Annotated in this window: 17 protein-coding genes and 1 tRNA gene; 5 read left to right on the top strand and 13 right to left on the bottom strand. The window is 67.2% G+C overall.

Annotated features, from left to right (window positions below; translation table 11 throughout):
• The first annotated feature begins 9 nt into the window (after positions 1 to 9).
• A complete protein-coding gene (locus EBI04_RS06455) occupies positions 10 to 915 on the top strand; it encodes a LysR family transcriptional regulator (RefSeq protein ID WP_135256779.1) in 906 nt (301 codons plus the stop codon).
• Here EBI04_RS06455 and EBI04_RS06460 read toward each other — a convergent pair.
• Genes EBI04_RS06460 through tkt form a run of 8 tightly spaced genes read right to left on the bottom strand, consistent with a single transcriptional unit; the run spans position 893 to position 6,369 of the window.
• Entirely contained in the window at positions 893 to 1,333 is a 441-nt protein-coding gene (locus tag EBI04_RS06460; RefSeq protein ID WP_135256780.1) for a phosphate-starvation-inducible PsiE family protein, read from the bottom strand. The two genes, EBI04_RS06455 and EBI04_RS06460, sit on opposite strands and share 23 nt — an antisense overlap.
• A gap of 4 nt (positions 1,334 to 1,337) precedes the next feature.
• Complete coding sequence (locus EBI04_RS06465; RefSeq protein WP_135256781.1) at positions 1,338 to 1,607, bottom strand: hypothetical protein; 270 nt, start codon at positions 1,605 to 1,607, stop codon at positions 1,338 to 1,340.
• Positions 1,608 to 1,616: 9 nt separating this feature from the next.
• Complete coding sequence (locus EBI04_RS06470) at positions 1,617 to 1,889, bottom strand: annexin VII (RefSeq protein WP_135256782.1); 273 nt, start codon at positions 1,887 to 1,889, stop codon at positions 1,617 to 1,619.
• Entirely contained in the window at positions 1,877 to 2,185 is a 309-nt protein-coding gene (locus tag EBI04_RS06475) for a Dabb family protein (protein WP_135256783.1), read from the bottom strand. The genes EBI04_RS06470 and EBI04_RS06475 overlap by 13 nt, the downstream gene beginning before the upstream one ends.
• Complete coding sequence (locus EBI04_RS06480; RefSeq protein ID WP_135256784.1) at positions 2,170 to 2,925, bottom strand: HAD-IA family hydrolase; 756 nt, start codon at positions 2,923 to 2,925, stop codon at positions 2,170 to 2,172. The genes EBI04_RS06475 and EBI04_RS06480 overlap by 16 nt, the downstream gene beginning before the upstream one ends.
• The gene (locus EBI04_RS06485; protein ID WP_135256785.1) at positions 2,910 to 3,719 is read right to left on the bottom strand and encodes a class II fructose-bisphosphate aldolase; all 810 of its coding nucleotides are present in this window, start codon (positions 3,717 to 3,719) and stop codon (positions 2,910 to 2,912) included. Before EBI04_RS06485 ends, EBI04_RS06480 begins: the two co-directional genes overlap by 16 nt.
• 8 nt (positions 3,720 to 3,727) lie before the next feature.
• A complete protein-coding gene (locus tag EBI04_RS06490; protein ID WP_135256786.1) occupies positions 3,728 to 4,417 on the bottom strand; it encodes a 2-phosphosulfolactate phosphatase in 690 nt (229 codons plus the stop codon).
• The gene (gene tkt, locus EBI04_RS06495; protein WP_135256787.1) at positions 4,414 to 6,369 is read right to left on the bottom strand and encodes a transketolase; all 1,956 of its coding nucleotides are present in this window, start codon (positions 6,367 to 6,369) and stop codon (positions 4,414 to 4,416) included. Before tkt ends, EBI04_RS06490 begins: the two co-directional genes overlap by 4 nt.
• A gap of 515 nt (positions 6,370 to 6,884) precedes the next feature.
• Here tkt and EBI04_RS06505 point away from each other — a divergent pair.
• A tRNA-Arg gene (locus tag EBI04_RS06505) sits at positions 6,885 to 6,961 on the top strand.
• Between the two features lie 172 nt (positions 6,962 to 7,133).
• Here the strand turns inward: EBI04_RS06505 and EBI04_RS06510 are convergent.
• The 4 genes from EBI04_RS06510 to EBI04_RS13790 form a co-directional block, all read right to left on the bottom strand.
• Positions 7,134 to 8,276: a tyrosine-type recombinase/integrase gene (locus EBI04_RS06510; protein ID WP_135256788.1), complete on the bottom strand. Its 1,143-nt coding sequence runs from the start codon at positions 8,274 to 8,276 to the stop codon at positions 7,134 to 7,136.
• The gene (locus EBI04_RS06515; RefSeq protein ID WP_135256789.1) at positions 8,269 to 8,496 is read right to left on the bottom strand and encodes a hypothetical protein; all 228 of its coding nucleotides are present in this window, start codon (positions 8,494 to 8,496) and stop codon (positions 8,269 to 8,271) included. Before EBI04_RS06515 ends, EBI04_RS06510 begins: the two co-directional genes overlap by 8 nt.
• Before the next feature lie 426 nt (positions 8,497 to 8,922).
• Positions 8,923 to 9,648 carry a hypothetical protein gene (locus tag EBI04_RS06520; RefSeq protein ID WP_135256790.1) on the bottom strand — a complete coding sequence of 242 codons (726 nt, stop codon included), beginning with the start codon at positions 9,646 to 9,648 and terminating at the stop codon, positions 8,923 to 8,925.
• A gap of 215 nt (positions 9,649 to 9,863) precedes the next feature.
• Positions 9,864 to 9,992, bottom strand: a complete 129-nt coding sequence (locus EBI04_RS13790; protein ID WP_276605475.1) for a hypothetical protein — start codon at positions 9,990 to 9,992, stop codon at positions 9,864 to 9,866.
• Positions 9,993 to 10,476: 484 nt separating this feature from the next.
• Between EBI04_RS13790 and EBI04_RS13295 the strand changes: the two genes are divergently transcribed.
• The 3 genes from EBI04_RS13295 to EBI04_RS06540 are packed head-to-tail and all read left to right on the top strand — an operon-like array spanning position 10,477 to position 13,950.
• Positions 10,477 to 11,511, top strand: coding sequence for a tetratricopeptide repeat protein (locus tag EBI04_RS13295; RefSeq protein ID WP_135256791.1), 1,035 nt, complete (start codon positions 10,477 to 10,479; stop codon positions 11,509 to 11,511).
• Positions 11,477 to 13,246 carry a DCC1-like thiol-disulfide oxidoreductase family protein gene (locus EBI04_RS06535; RefSeq protein ID WP_135256792.1) on the top strand — a complete coding sequence of 590 codons (1,770 nt, stop codon included), beginning with the start codon at positions 11,477 to 11,479 and terminating at the stop codon, positions 13,244 to 13,246. Before EBI04_RS13295 ends, EBI04_RS06535 begins: the two co-directional genes overlap by 35 nt.
• An 8-nt stretch (positions 13,247 to 13,254) precedes the next feature.
• Complete coding sequence (locus EBI04_RS06540; RefSeq protein WP_135256793.1) at positions 13,255 to 13,950, top strand: hypothetical protein; 696 nt, start codon at positions 13,255 to 13,257, stop codon at positions 13,948 to 13,950.
• A 50-nt stretch (positions 13,951 to 14,000) separates the two neighbouring features.
• Here EBI04_RS06540 and EBI04_RS06545 read toward each other — a convergent pair whose 3' ends face one another.
• A complete protein-coding gene (locus EBI04_RS06545) occupies positions 14,001 to 15,389 on the bottom strand; it encodes a spore germination YkwD domain-containing protein (protein ID WP_240695251.1) in 1,389 nt (462 codons plus the stop codon).
• Positions 15,390 to 15,505: the final 116 nt, after the last annotated feature.

Consider the following 15,505-nt stretch of genomic DNA (forward strand, 5'->3'; position numbering starts at 1 on the left):
CATAAGTCCATGCTCATATCTAAAAACGCTAAACTGCCTAACCCCGCTGCATTACGGGTTTTCGTCACGGTGGTGGAGGAAGGAGGGGTGGGCCGGGCAGCCCTGGCCCTGGGCATCACCCAGCCGGCGGTGAGCCAGTACCTGCGGGCTTTGGAGGAGCAGGTGGGGCATCCCCTCTTTGAACGCCAAGGGCGGCACCTGGTGCTTTCCCGGGTAGGACAGGCCCTTCTGCCCGAGGCCAGGCGGGTGGTGCAGGCCCTGGAGGAGTTCCAACGGGTTTCCCAGGCCATGGGCCGGCTGGAACTGGGAGAGGTCACCTTGGGAGCCGCCACCACCATGGCCACCTACGTGCTTCCCCTTTTCCTGAAGAACTTCCACGACGCTCATCCCGGGGTAAGGGTGCACGTGGAAAGCGGCTCCTCTGAGCGCCTAGCGGAGCGCCTGCTCATAGGGGAAGTGGAGTTCGCTGTGCTGGAGGGTGTGGAACACTGGGAAGGCTACGAGCGCCACCTTTTTTACGAGGATGAGCTGGTCCTCATCGTGCCCCCTGACCACCCTTGGGCTGGACGGGAAACCATACCGCCGGAGTGGCTAAGGGAAGAAACCCTCATCGTGCGTAAGCCTGGCTCCATGACCTGGCGGGCCCTGGAGCGGGCCTTTGAGCAGGCGGGGCTGGAACTCAACCCCATCTTCTACACCGACAACAACGAGGTCACCAAGCGCCTGGTGCTGGCGGGGGCCGGGGTGGGGATCGTGAGTCGGGTGGTGGTCCAGCCCAACCTGAAGGTGGGGAACCTCCGGGCCTTAAGGCTGGCTGCGCCCGTGGGGGAGATCCGCCGCTACTTCTGGCTGGTGCACCCCAAGAACGTGGCCAACCCAGCAGCCCGGACCCTCATCTCCCTGCTTCGCTCTTAGTGAGGCGCATGGCTAGGGCCAGGGCCACCACCATGAGGGAAAGAAGCCCCAGCTCGGCCAAGACCGCCATGAAGGCGGGGTCCGCCAGGTCAAACTTCTCCACGGCCTCCGCCGTCAGAACCAGGATGCGGCGGATGGCGGCGATGAGGCCGATGACCAGAAAAGGGGTGGCCTCGAGGGTCCCTTCCTTAGCGAAGCGGAGAAGGGTATAGAGGATCTCCGCCAGCATTAGGGCTAAAAGCACCCGGTCCAGAAGCCCCAGGGCCACCTCCCCGTAATCCCCCCTCATCAGGTGGTGCACCCCTTCCACCAAGGTGGAAAGGAGCAATACCGCCGCCCCGCCGGCGATGAGAAAGCCAGCGAAGAGGTAGATTACCGTTTCCGTTAGCTGGAGAAACCGGTAAGCGTCCCGCTTCACCGCTTTAGTCTACATCGTTGAGGTAGGTGAAATCCCCCTGCTCCTCCAAAAACTTCTGCATCTCGTAGGGGGAACGGATCCCTTCCTCCCCTGGGAAAGGACCTTCCATCCAGTGAGGCGGGGCCTCCGGGGGCGGAACCTGGAAGCCGTAGAGGTAGTAAAGGGCCCAGTACCCATGGGCATCCTTCAGGACCACCGCATCACCATACCCGTCCTCCAACACCTTCACCGCCCGCTTCCTGGCCTCCTGGTAGGGCATTTCCGAGTAGTCCATATCCGCCTCCTACTTGGACTCGTTAATGAAAAGCGTGTAGCCATTATCCTCAAGCCAACGGGCCTGGTCGTAAGGGGCACGGAAATCCTCGGGGGAAGGCTTGGGCCCCTCCACCCAGTCTGGGGTTTCCTCGGGATCCGGGGCCTTGCGCCCGTACCAGCTGTAGAAGTAGTAGAGGGCGTAGTATCCTCCCTCCCCCTCGAGGACCAAACCCTCCCCCAGCCCATCCACCAGAATCTTCAGCGCCTTGGCCTCCGCCTCCCGGTGGGCTAGCTGCCGCATAACACCTCCGTCATCACCAGGTAATCGGTGGTGATCCGGTCCCTGGCCATGGGGCGGAACACCCGGTTGGCGAACTCCACGTGCAGGGGATGGTCCCGGTAGAAGGAAACCACCTCCGGCCCCTCAAAGAGAACGGAGAGCCAGTAGCGGTAGCGGGCCCCTTCGGAAAGGGCCTCCCCGTAGCGAAGGCCACAGACCCCGGGTATCTGAAGCAGAACCTCCTCGGCCTTCTTGACCATCTCCCGCACCTCCTCGGGGCTCGCCTCGGCGTTGAACACAATCAGGTGCTCCACCATCCTCTCACCTCCTCCAGGTAGGAAAGGTCCACCACCACCCTTCCCCCGGCCCTTGGCCCCTGGAGCACAGGCGCAGGGTTCCCGGGCTCCCCCAGGTGGGGAAGAAGGGCGTGGGCTTCTCGGTAATCCTGGTCTAGGGTGTAAAGGCTCGGGGTGATGAGCACAGGGAAACCCGCCCCCAGGGCGCTCAGGAGGCCATTAAGGGAATCCTCCACCACCACCCCCTCCTCCGGGGCCAAGCCCAGGCGCTTTTGGGCCAGGAGGTAGATGCCGGGATCCGGTTTTTTCCTCTCCACCGCATCCCCGGCCAAAACCAGGGAAAACCAGCCGGAAAGACCCGTGCCCTCCAAAAAGGCCTCGGCGTTTTCCGGGCTGGTGGTGGTGCAAAGGGCCAAGGCTACCCCCGCCTCCTGGGCCTCGAGGAGAACCCGGCGCACCCCTGGGCGCAAGGTGACCCCTTCCTCCCGCAAAAGCTTCAGGTAAAGCTCCGTCTTGTACCGATGGACCTCGGCGATCTCCTCCCAGGAAAGCCCAGGCGCCCTAGGGGTTTCCTCCAGGGCCCGCTTCAGGCGCTCTTTCCCCCCGGTGGTCCAAAGGAGGCGGGCGTAGGTTTCCTGGTCCCAGTAAAGGGGAAGGCCAAAGTAGTCAAAGGCCCGGTTGAAGGCCTCCCGGTGGAGTTCCTCGGTTTCCGCCAGGGTGCCGTCCAAATCCCAAAGAAGAGCCTTCAGCTTCCCCACCATAGGCGCATCCGGGCCATGACCAAGTCCTTCAGGCCCTCCTTCACGGCCGCCATCAAGCCCAGGTAGTCTTCCGCTTCCACCTTCCTGAGAACCGAGGCCGCCTCGAGGGCCAAATCGGCATACAGGTTGATCTTGCGAATCCCCCTCACCACCAAAGCCCGGTACGCCTCTGGGCTCAGGCCCGAAGCCCCATGGAGGACCAGGGGCACGGGAAGGTTGCCCAGCTCCTCCAAAAGGAGCAGGTTCAGGCGCACCGGTCCCTTGTGCAGGCCGTGGCGGGTGCCAATGGAGACCGCCAGGGCGTCCACCCCGGTTTCCTCCAGGTAGCGCCTGGCTTCCATGGGATCCGTGTAGGCCACCGGTTCCTGGGAAACCTCCCCCCCGTAGCCTCCCGGCACCGCCCCCACCTCCCCTTCCACCGTGGCCCCATAGGCCCGGGCCACCTCCACCGCCAAGCGGGTCAGGCGGATGTTCTCCTGAAGGGGCAGGTGGCTTCCATCCAGCATCACGCTGGTGAACCCGAGCTTTAAGGCTTCCACCACCTCCCCCAGGCTTTCCCCATGGTCCAGGTGCAGGGCCACGGGCACCCCGGCCTCTTCCGCTAAAATCCTAAGCCCAGGAGCCAGCGCCCTTAAGGGCGGCCCTCCCAAATGGGGAGCCACGCTGAGGATGACGGGAAGGCCCAGGGTTTCCGCTCCCTCCAGGACGGCCTCGGCCCACTCCAGGCCCACCACGTCAAAGGCCCCCACCGCCCGGCCCTTCTCCGGCAAAACCTCCCGCAAGGTGGCCAGCATCCCTCCCCCTAACCTCCAAAGACCATGCCCTCACCCCGCATTCCCAAGAAGCGCGGGACAACCCCATGGACGTCCACCCGGGCGCACTCGGCCACATCCTCCCCCAAACCCACCCCCACCAGGGCCTTGGCGGCCTCGCTGCTGGAAAGGACAGGGAACGAAGGATTCTCCGCCAGGAAAAGGGCCAGATGGGCCATCTCCCCTTCCGGGGAAAACCCCAGGGCCTTCAGGCGCTTTCCGATGACCCCAGCAGTATAGAGATCGTCCAGGGCCATCTGGCCCTCCTTCCCCGCGCAGACCAGGTGTACCTCCTCCCCGGTTTCCCTGGCTTTCTCCGCCACCGCCCGGGCATTTTGCAAGGAACCGAGAAGGATGTGCCTGGCTCCCAGGGCAGCGTGGGCGGCCCGGGTGCCGTTGGTGGTGGCCATGACCACAACCTTACCCAACACCCCATCCACCTCCCGGGGGGAGTTGCCCAGGTCAAACCCCTCTGGGGGAAGCCCTCCCACCTCCCCGGCCAGGACCTCCCCATCCTGGCGCAAGGCCCGGGCGGCCTCCACTCCCTGGGCCAAAACCAGGGCCGTGGCCCCAGCCTTGAGGTAGAGGGCAGCGGTGGTGGTGGCCCGAATGACATCCACCACGATGGCTGCGCCACCGTAAGCGCCGGGGCGGGGAAGCGGGTCCACCCGAAATCTCATAGGAGCTCTTCCAAGGCCTCCGCCACCCCCTCCGGGGTGAAACCCAGCTTCTCGTAAACCTCGGGGTAAGGGGCGCTGGCCCCAAAGCGGTCTAGGCCCACCACCTTCTGGGCGTAGCGCTCCCAGCCCAGGGTCGCCCCTGCCTCCACCGCCAGGGTGGGGAGGCCGGGGGGAAGCACCTCCCTCCGGTACGCCTCGGGCTGGGCCTCAAAGAGCTCAAAGGAGGGCAGGCTCACCACCCGCACCCGGCGGCCCTTTTCCGCCAGGAGAGCTTTGGCCTTCAAGGCCAGGTGCACCTCGCTCCCCGTGGCCACGATCACCCCTTCGGGCTCCTCGGCATCCTCCAGCACGTAGCCGCCCCGGAGGAGCCCCTTGGCCTTCTCCGGGGAAAGGAGGGGCACCGCCTGCCGGGTGAGGATGAGGGCGGTAGGGCCTTCCTTCCGCTTCAAGGCCACCTGCCAGGCGTAGAAGGTTTCGTAGGCGTCCGCGGGCCGGATCACCCAAAGGCCCGGCATGGCCCGGAGGCTCATGAGGTGCTCCACGGGTTGGTGGGTGGGGCCATCCTCCCCCAGGGCGATGGAGTCGTGGGTGAAGACGAAGACCGTAGGGGTGCCCATGAGGGCTGCCAGGCGGATGGCGGGGCGCATGTAGTCGGAGAAGACCAGGAAGGTACCCCCGTAGGCCCGGTAGCCCCCGTGCACGTTCAAGCCGTTCAAAATGGCCCCCATTCCATGCTCCCGAACCCCGTAGTGGATATAGCGCCCCGTGGGGTTTTGAGGGGAGAAGTCCGCCATCCCCTGGGCCTGGGTGTTGTTGGAGGGTGTGAGGTCGGCACTCCCTCCAAGAAGCTCGGGCATCCTGGGGGCGATGGCATCCAGAGCCTTACCGCTGGCTGCCCGGGTGGCCACGGGCTTGTCAAAGGCTGGGGGTTCCTCGGGAAGGGAAGGGAGGCCGCCCTTTAAACGGCGCAAAAGCTCCTGGTGGAGATCGGGATAGGCCCGGGCATAGGTTTCCACGAGTTGTTCCCAGGCTTCCTGCCAAGCCCTTCCCTTCTCCCGCATGTCCATGTGCCGGTAGACTTCCTCGGGCACTTCCAAGGGCGGGTAGGGCCAGTCCAGGTTTTTGCGGGTGGCCTCCACCGCCTCCGAACCCAAAGGCTCCCCGTGGGCCTTGTGGGAGTCCTGCTTGGGGGAACCGTAGCCGATGTGGCTCCGCACGGCGATGAGGGAGGGCCTTTCGTCCAGCTGAGCCAGGCGGATGGCGTGGCGGAGGGCCTCGAGGTCGTTGGCATCCTCCACCCTAAGGGTGTGCCATCCATAGGCCCGGTAGCGAGCCAGGACATCCTCGGTGAAGGCCAGGTCGGTGGAGCCGTCAATGGAGATGTGGTTATTATCCCAAAACACGATGAGCTTGGAAAGCCTCCAGTGGCCTGCCAAGGAGCTGGCCTCCCCGGAAACCCCCTCCATCAGGTCCCCATCCGAGGCCAGCACGTAGGTGTAGTGGTTCACCACCTCGTAGCCCGGGCGGTTGAACTCCGCGGCGAGCTTCCTCTCCGCCAAGGCCAGGCCCACGGCGGTGGATATACCCTGGCCCAGGGGGCCAGTGGTCACCTCCACTCCCGGGGTGTGGCCGTACTCGGGGTGGCCCGGGGTCTTGGAGCCCCACTGGCGAAAGCGCTTCAACTCTTCTAGGGAAAGGTCGTAACCCGTGAGGTGTAGGACGGCGTAGAGGAGCATGGAGCCGTGCCCGGCGGAGAGGACGAAGCGGTCGCGGTTGGGCCAGGTGGGGTCCAAGGGGTTGTGGCGCATGACCTCCCGATAGAGGAGGTAGGCCAGGGGAGCCATGGCCATGGGCATGCCGGGGTGGCCGCTTTTGGCCTTTTCCACGGCATCAATGGCCAGAAACCGTATGGCGTTCACCGAAAGGCGGGTGAGGTCCTTGGTCTCGGTCATGTTGTCTCCAGGGTACGCCCCCGTGAAGGAGGGCACAAGCGGAGCCAGGGGGCCCTACTATAAGCCGAGGCTTATGTAGAACCCCGTTTCCCCGGTGAAAGACTATATCCTCTTCCGCCCCCGTCCCTCCTCCTTGCTGAGGCTCCGGGCCGGCTTTCAGGGGTCAGCCCGTAGCCGTGCCACAATCGGGTTCATCCACGACCGTCTTCGCGCCACCTTCTCAGGGACCGGGTAGGACACTTCTGCCCCAAGGGCTTCGGCCGTATAGGGTGGGCGGCTAGAGCCTCCCCGGGTGTTTCCCCAACGGCCCAAGGGCGGAGGATCTCTTTTAAGGTGATCCAGGCACCGGTCACCACGGGCTTGTCCAGCATCACCTCGGGATCCCGGATGAATCGGGCTTCCCTATATCCTCCGGTATACCACCCTGAACCTCTCGGTAGGGGATAGCAAAGGGGTGCACTAGGACCAGCCGCTTGCCTTGGCCCCCCAGGGCTGCTAGAATCCTCTAGGTGTGGGCGCCCGTAGCTCAGCAGGATAGAGCGGGGGCTTCCTAAGCCCTAGGCCGGGGGTTCGAATCCCTCCGGGCGCACCAAGGCCAGAACGCAAAGCTTCCCCCCTCGGTAGTGAGGGGGGAAAGCTTTTGACCCCCATTTTTGACCCCCAAAGGAAAGTGAAGGTGCCCTCCTGACCCCCAAAACCTGGAGCCTGACCCCTAAAGCCTGACCCCCGCCCCTCCCCGGGGGCGGGGGCTCCTCAGGCCCGGGCTACGCCTTGGGCCGGGGGCGGGAAAGCAGGTCCTCGGGGTCCACTACCCAGGCTTGCCGCTCATGCCCCAGAAGATGGCGGTAGACATTGAGGGTAATGCTGGGGTTGGCATGCCCCATGCGCTCAGATACCAGCTCAAGGGGCGCTCCATTCGCAAGGAGGAAGGAGCCGTAGCTATGGCGCAGGTCATGCACCCGCAAGCGGGGGATGCCCAGCCGGGCGGCGATCTTCCGAAGGGCGTGATTGAGCGAGTGAGGGTTCAGGGGCCGGGAGGGGTCTTTGCCCGGGACCACCCAAAGCTCCTTGGCCTCCTCGGGCCGGAAGCCCTCCTCCAAGAGGGCCTCCCACCGGGCCCGCAAGCGCTCCAGGGTGCCCTTGGGCACCGGGAGGGTCCTCCGGGCGGAAGAGGTCTTGGGCTCGGTAAGGGTGCCCTTGCCCCCTAAGGCGGTCCAGGCCCGGCGGATGGTGAAGGTGCCCGCCTCAAGGTCAATGTCCCCCCACTTCAGGGCCAGGGCCTCCCCGGCCCGCAAACCCAGGGCCAGGCAAAGCCTGAGGGCAAGCCCCACCCCGGGGGTGGGCCAGGCGTCAAAGGCCCGGAGGAGGGCTTCCGCCTCCTCGGGCTCCAGGGCCCGGCCCGCCTTGGTGCGGGTGGGCGCTTCTATCCGGATGGCGGCGGTGGGGTCCCGGGCGATAACCTCATGGGCCAAAGCCTCTTTGAAGACGGCCCGCACCCGCTCCAGCACCTTCTTGAGCGTCCTGGGGGAAAGCCCCTTTTTCGCTAAGGCGTCCAGCATCCGGCGGATATCCAAAGGCTTGACCGCTTGCAGGCGGAGGGGGCCTATGTAGGGGAGGGCATAGGCAATCTCACGGCGGTAGGCCCTTAGGGTAGTGGCCCCCCTGGTCAAGGCCTTGCGGCCAAGCCACTCCTCCGCGGCCTGGGCAAAGGTCATGGCCGAAGGCTGGGGAAGAAGCCCCTTTTGGGCCTTGAGCTCAAGTTCCCTACCCTTCTTCAGGGCCTCTTCCGCGGTACGGCCAAACACACTCACCCGCCGCAACCTCACCCCGCCTTCGTCCTTCACATAGAAGCGGTACTCCCACCGCCCATCTTTCCGCTTCCGAGGCTTCCCGCCGCGCTTAGGCATCCTCCCCCTCCCGCAAGTAGCCCAGGGCCTCGAGGCCTGCTTCCACCACCCGCCCCCGCTCCTTGGCGGAAAGGGCCTTGAAGAGGCGCAAGGCGGCCTCTTCCCCGCGAACATAAACCCTCAAGCCTGCTTCCCCCGGCCCCAAGGGCTCCTGGCCCAGCCGGGCGGCCAGCACTTCCTTGGGCGGGCGGTTCCGTATCAAATGCTCCCCTCTTGGCATGGCCTCATGCTAATCCTTCCGGGTTTATGTGGGTAGCCCCCACATAGGTTGTTCGCGAAAGTATTCTTTCGCGAAGGATAGGGAATCCCCCCTTCCGGGCGCAGGCGCTTGGCAGCGGCAATAGGCTATACTTGAGCAAACCACCCCCGCTCCCGGGGGTAGAAGGGCGCTAGAGCCCAGGGGGAGGCCGGCAGCGGCGGCTTGAGGAATCCTGTTCCTCGCCCGCCGCTTGCCGGGCGAGGGGAAAGGAGGAGGGAGAGGGTGGTTCCGGCCATCCTTCTTAGGACCGCGCTCGGCGCGGTCCTCCAGATTGTGGGGCTGCCAGTGTGGGTGGCCACGCTGGCAGCTATGGGACTCGGAACCGCCGTGCTCGCAAGCCGGGCGCGGCGGTAAGGCGAGAAGCCACCACCACCACCACCCGGCAGCCTACCGGCTGCCGGGCTCCGCTTTGCCGCACAGCTCAACGGCCCGCCGCACCGCCACCGCCCCGGCCCGGAGCTCCTCCTCCGTGGGCGGGCGCAGGAAGAGGAGCTGGATCCGGAGGAGGAGGCGGTGAAGGGGAGAATGGGGGCGGGAGCGTGCCCAACCGCGAAGCTGGTCTCCCAAGGCAAGGGCCAGAGGAAGAACGCCTACCGGGGGCAGGACCAGGAAAAGGGGGATAGCCACCAGGGCGGCAGCGGCGAAGAGCACGGAGCCGCAGGCCCAGCTCCAGTCGGTAACCTCCTCGGCCAGGTAGCGGTAATCGTCCTCCCAGCGCTCCCCGTCGCACCAGCGGGCCACGGCCTCGAGGACCCGGTGCTCGAGGGCGTGGTGGCGGAGAACCTGAGGAAAGGGTTGCAGAACGGCGGTCCAGAAGGCGAGGACAAGGAGCGGCATTAGAGCGTACTCGGGGCGGGACGGCCCCGCCCACCAGAGGGTGCTGAGGGCGAAGAGGGCAGTCAGGAGCAGGAGGAGGTTGGGGTTCTCGGAAAAAGCGGAGGTGGAGCGCACGGTGGCCGCTGCCTGCCAGCCCTCCTTCCCCTTGCGCAAGACAATGCGGACGGCTTTTCCTTCGCTCAGGATCACCTCGCCGAAGAAGCCCCAGAGGCGCGCGCCGCCCGTGAGGGCCACCGCCCGCTTGGGGCTCCTCTTCTCCAAACCCTGGGCCTGCATGGAAGCATCATAGCCCTGCAGTCGGTCTCCCCGGCCCAAGTGTCGGTGAAGTCCTACGACACCTCAACGGTGTCCGCCGCCTACTCCGGCCCCCTGCCGGGCACCCTGTGCGAGGACGGAAGCTGCCGCCAGGTCGCCCCCGGGGCCTACACTGCCCCCGCTTCCCAGCTCCTCCGCACCTACACTCAGACCCGCACGGAAAGTTGCCCCTCCGGCTACACCGGGAGCGTCACCGTCACCGAAACCTGGCAGGACTGGAAGGTCTGGAGCCCGGACGTGGTGGGGGTGTCCTCGAGGGGGACGGCGGGGTTCACCTCGAGGGTGGAGAGCCGGCTGGTGAACACGAGCACACAGAATAACTGTGAGTTGATAAGAGAGCCACCAGAGCCGCCCACACAAACCACCCAGACGACAGACCCCAGCAACCAGACGACAGACCCCAGCAACCAGAGCACGAACCCCAGCAACCAGAGCACAGACCCTTCGCAATCCACGCTAGATCAACCCACTACCACGCTAGATCAACTTACCACGTTAGATCAACTTACCACCCAAACAAACACGGATGCCTCCCAAAGCAACGGGAACCAGGACGACGGAGGTGGGGAGGGAGGGCTGGACCTCCAGGTCACCAGTAGCGGAACGGGCAAGTGGATCTGGCTCCCTCAGCCAATGCCGGAGAAGGGCTTGTCCACCGCCTCTGGCAGGAAGCGCTGGTCGGAGAGGAGGAAGGAGGAGATCGCAGAGAGCCTCCTTACCCGGCGCTTCCTCTGGTGAGCCCGCCCTCATCTTCAGGCGGGTACCATGTTCTTGGAGGTGAGGAAGCAGATGGTTCAAGTGGCGCGCATCCGTTGGCTGGTCCAGATGGGCGTTGCCCTGAGCATCCTTGGGGCGCAGGCAGCCTCGGCCATCACCTGGCAGGAGGGCTGGAACCTGGTGGTGCGAGTGGAGCGGGGGGACCAGGAGGCGGCCAAGTACCTGATCGACGCCTACAACCAGGGGGACCCCGACGCGGGCACGGCCATCGGGGTCCTCTACCTGAACGGCGTGGCCTACCCCAGGGACCTGGGAAGGGCCAAGAGCTACTTTGACTGGGCCCGTTCGCGGGGAAGCGGCTGGGCCAGCGCCATGCTGGTGGTGCTCCACGGGAACGGGTATGGCGTTCCGGCGGACGATAAGCTAGCCTTGACCTTCGCGGACGAGGCTGCGCAGAGGGGGTACCCCGGGGGCAGAACCCTCCAAGCCCGGGGAACGTTGCTCGGCTTGAGGGGGCGTCCTTCACAGGAGCAGCTGGCGGCGAGCGCAGCCGCCATCCAGGCGGGTGCGGCCCAGGGGGAGCCCATCAGCCTCTCCGCCCTGGCCCGGCTCTACTTCACCGGCTTCCCCCCCGGCAACATCCCCAAGGACTGGGCCAAGGCCCGGGCGCTTTGGGAAGAGGCCATGGGCAAGGGCTACCTGCTCGCGGGGAACTTCCTCATTGCCATGTACTACTACGGCTACGGCGGGCCTGCCGACCAGGCCAAAGCCATCGCCTTAGCAAAGCGGCTGGCGGGGCTGGACCTCTTCGGGGAAGCCTTTCTCGCCACCGCCTACTACTTCGGGGTGGCCGGGGAGCCTCAGGACCCGAAGAAGGCATGCCCCTTGGCCCAGAAGACCCGTGAGTACGTTCAGGGTATGGCCATCTACGCCCTCTGCCTCCTCGAGGGGCACCTGCCGGGCGGCCGGGCCCAGGGCTACGCCTGGCTCCTGAAGGCCGCCGCTGGTGGGAACGACCTGGCCAAGTCCCTGGCCCCGGAGTGGGAGAAGCGGCTGACCAAGGAAGAGGTCGATGAGGCCAAGCGCCTCCTCCCTAACCTCAAGTAGGCGCTCCCCCCTCGAGGGCCTCCGCCCCTACCTGCTCCATCCCCTGGCCCTGGCCCCGGGGGGGCTCTTCCTCTTCCGGGCGGGGTTGGGCCTGGTCCTCCTGCAGGACCTCCTGCGGATGCTCCCCTGGTGGGGGGCCTTCTTCTCCGACGGGGGCCTCCTCTCCCGGGACCAGGTGATGGGCCTCTCCCCTCCCCGGGTGCCCCTCTTCTTCGGGGGGGAGGCGTGGAACGCCGCCCTCTACGGCCTCCTCATCCTCCTGGCCCTGGCCTACACCGTGGGCTTCCGGGCCCGCTGGACGGGCCTCCTGGCGGGGGTGCTGGCCCTGGGGCTCATGGACCGCAACCCCTGGCTCTGGAACACGGGGCACCAGCTGGTGCCCGCCTTCCTGCTCCTCTCCACCCTCCTGCCTCTGGAGGCGGGCTACGGGTGGGACCGGGCCCTCCTGCGGCGGGCTCCGCCCCCCGCCCTGGTGAGCCTGGGGGCCCTGCCCTTCCTGCTCGTCCTCTTCGCCGCCTACCTGGTGAACGCCGCCGCCAAGGACCTGGGGAGCTACTTCCTCCGGGGGGATGCGGTGGCGGGGGCCCTGGTGAGCTCCCACGGCTCGGTGCTGGGGGTGCTGCTGATGGAGCGGCTCCCCGGGCTCCTGCCCTGGCTTTCCCGCTACACCTTCCTGGTGGAGGCGGGGGCACCCTTCCTCCTCTTCCTGCCCTTCTGGCCCCTGAGGCTCTTGGGAGTCCTCCTCCTCATGAGCCTGCACGTGGGCTTTGCCCTCTTCCTGGACGTGGGCCACTTCCCCTTCGTCATGCTCTCCGCCCTCTCCCTCCTCCTCCCGCCCCAGGTCTTCGCCCGGCTCCCCGCCCCCAGGCTCCCCCAGGCGGTGGTGCACTACGACGGGGCCTGCGGCTTCTGCAAGCGGGTGTCGGAGGTGCTTCGGGGGCTTCTCCTGGCGCGGGCGGAGATCGTCCCCGCGGAAGGGGAGGCCCTGGCCCTGATGGAGGCCCGGCGGAGCTGGGTGGTGGAGGTGGAGGGGCGTCGGTACACGGAGGGGCGGGGCTTCCTGGGCCTCCTCCTGGCCTCCCCCTTCCGCCCTCTGGCCCTCCTCTGGCGGCTCCCCGGCTTCCCCTGGCTGGCGGACCGGGCCTACCGCCTGGTGGCCGACCGCAGGCCCTCCCCGGGGTGGACCCTAGCCCACCTGCCCCACCGGGAGCTCCGCCCCAACCCCCTCCCGGCGGTCCTCCTGGCCCTGGCCTTCAGCGGGGTCTACGGCTACCTGAGCTGGAAGGGCCTGGTGGAGGCCTACCGGGGGGTGCGGCCCGAGGTGTCCACCACCCTGGGGAGCCTGGGCCTGGACCTGCGCTGGGGGCACTTCGCCCCCACGCCCCCAGGCCGCAAGGACTGGGTGCAGGCCCAGGGGGTGACGGTGGTGGGCCAGGTGGTGGACCCCTGGCGCTGGATGCTCCTGGGGGAGGCGGCCTACCGGGAGGAGGTTCCCCGCTTCCCCGTCCTCCTCTCCGGGGGGGAACACTGGCGCAAGTTCTGGTGGGGGACTTGGCGGGGCAAGCCCGCGGATGAGGCCCGCATGGAGGCCCTGGCCCTCTACCTCTGCCAGGCTTGGAACAGGAGGCACGGGGGGGCGGAGCGGCTCCACACGGTCACGGTCTACTGGGGCACCGCAGCCCCCCAGGCGGAGAGGCCCCGCCTGAAACCCATGCGCAGCGAGGTGTGCCCGTGAAGGGGAAGGTGTCTTTGCTGATCCTGCTTTTGGCGCTGACGGCCCTGGCCTTCGGGGTGGGCTACGTGCTGGCCGCCCGCTACCAGCGGGGCCCGGGAGCCCCCGCCTACCGCCAGGGCCAGGGGTTGGCCTTCCTGCCCCCCGCCCTGGCCTCGGCCCTGTGCCGGGCCTCGGAGGGGCAGGCCCTCTGCCTGCGGGGGTACTTCGCCGCCCGCATCCCCCAGGAGGTCCAGGGCCTCCCCGAGCGGTACTGCCAGGGGCTTTCCGGCCCCGCCGCCCGGGCCTGCTCCGAGGTGATGGGCCTGCGCCTGGTGATCTTCCCCTCCTCGGTGCGGCTGTGCGAGCGCCTGCCCGACCCCGAAGCCTGCGCCCGCTACGTGGGCCGGGGGGCCTACGCCCGGGGAGGCGAGGCCAGGGTCAAGGAGGAGTGCGGGAAGGTGCGGGGCCCCCTGCTCTTTAACTGCCAGGTGGGAGCGGCCATGGAGATGGTGGAGCGGCGGCCCAAGGAGAACCTCCAGGCCGCCTGGCGCCTCTGCGAGGGGGCCAACCCCGACGGGGCGGTGTGCACCGGGGCCCTGGGAAGCGCCCTGCTCTCGGCGGTCAAGGACAGGAAGCGGGCGGAGGGCCTCTGCCTGGACCTGCCTCCCCTCCAGGCCGCCCGGTGCGCCGCCGGGGTGGAGGAGGCGGCAAAGGAAAGGCGCTGAGGGGTTGAGAAAGGGGGCGGGGGACACCCCCGCCCCCCTCCCCGTTGCCCCTAGTTTGTAGGCCAGAGGTTCTCCTGGGTTTCCACCTGGAAGCGCCAGGTCTTCTCCCACACCTGGGAGCCGATCCGAGCCTTCAGGTAGACCTCGTACTCGGCCCCGGGGGTGAGGGGCTCGCGGGGAAGGACGATGACCGCCCCCAAATCGTTGAGTATCGAGAGGGCCGCGTTCCGCCAGAAGTCGCGGTCATCCCAGTACTGCAGGCTCCCGTAGGCGCAGACCGGGTTCACCGCCCCGTCGGACACCCTCACCAGCCTGGCCTCCAGGACCTCGGTGTCCGCCCGGGCGAAGGTCATGAGGGTGACGGGGAAGCCGAAGGGCCGTAGCCCGCTGGCGTTCCAGTCGATCCCCGGCTGGCTGAAGAAGGGGCGCTGCCTGGGAACTTCGGGGTGGAGGCAGGGGTAGGCGGGATTGGGGTTTTCGTAGCCGTCGAAGGAGGCCACGGGTACCCGCATCCCCGGGACGGGGAAGGGCACCTCCTGCACCCCAGGGTTCGGGGTCGATGAGGAGGAGAAGTAGGGGAGGGTAGCCCGAGTGTGGCCGAAGATTACCCCGTTCCAGGGGAGCACGTCCCGGTAGATGCCCGAGCCCACCTGCAGGGACCAGGGGTAGATGAGGCCGAAGCGATGGAAGGGGGCGGCGATCCACCAGTTGACCGGGCTTTGGTCCGGAGACCAAGAGGCTCGCCCGTTCTGTAGACCAAGGCTCCCCCATTCGTTGCCCACCCGCCCCGCACTCCGGCCCTCCCCGCTGGAAAAAGGTTGGGAGAGGTCCTCATCGTGGGGGAGCCTACTGGCACCGTTCATCACGCTGTACCGGCTGTGGAGCCAGCCCCGCCAGGCCCACTCCGGGTCCTCCTCCACGCCGGGGAGCCCGGCCCGGGCGCGCCACTCCCGCAGGGCAGCCACCGCCCCCTGCCCCTCGCTGGGAATGCGCAGGTACACGGGGAAGGTCCACTCCCTGCCCTTCTCGTCCACCGCCACCAGCTCCCACTTGAAGGGCCCCTGGGGCAGGGCGTCCTGGGCCACGCTGAGGGTGAAGGTGGCCTCGAGGTTGGTGGCGGTGAGGGTGAACCGCTCCCGGGTGTGCTCCACCCCGGGGTAGCGGGTGGCGTCCCAGCCGGGGCAGTAGCTCGTGCCCTTGGCGCAGGGGTCGGCCAGGCGCAGGTAGACCTCAGCACTCTCCGCCCCCTGGGCCAGGCGGACCTTCACCTGGCGGGTCTCGCCGGGGCGGGCCTCGAGGAGCTCCCCCGTCCCGGCCAGGGCCTCCACGGGGGGCCTGGGGGTCTGGACGAGGTTCTGGCAGGCGGAGAGGAGGAGGGCCAGAGCCGAGAGGGCCGCAAGGGTTAGCCGGGGCAAAGGCAAGAGGCTTTTCCTGCGCATGCTGTCATTTTACGGCTTCTTGTTTTTGGTCCACTTCTTGGAGTTTGGGAGGCTCATCTGCAGGAATAGAGAAACCTGGAAGAGCATTGGAGTTCCCAAAGGCCCTCAGATGCGGC

Origin of the sequence: Thermus caldilimi (assembly GCF_004684245.1) — a bacterium.
In the GTDB taxonomy this organism is placed as follows: domain Bacteria; phylum Deinococcota; class Deinococci; order Deinococcales; family Thermaceae; genus Thermus; species Thermus caldilimi.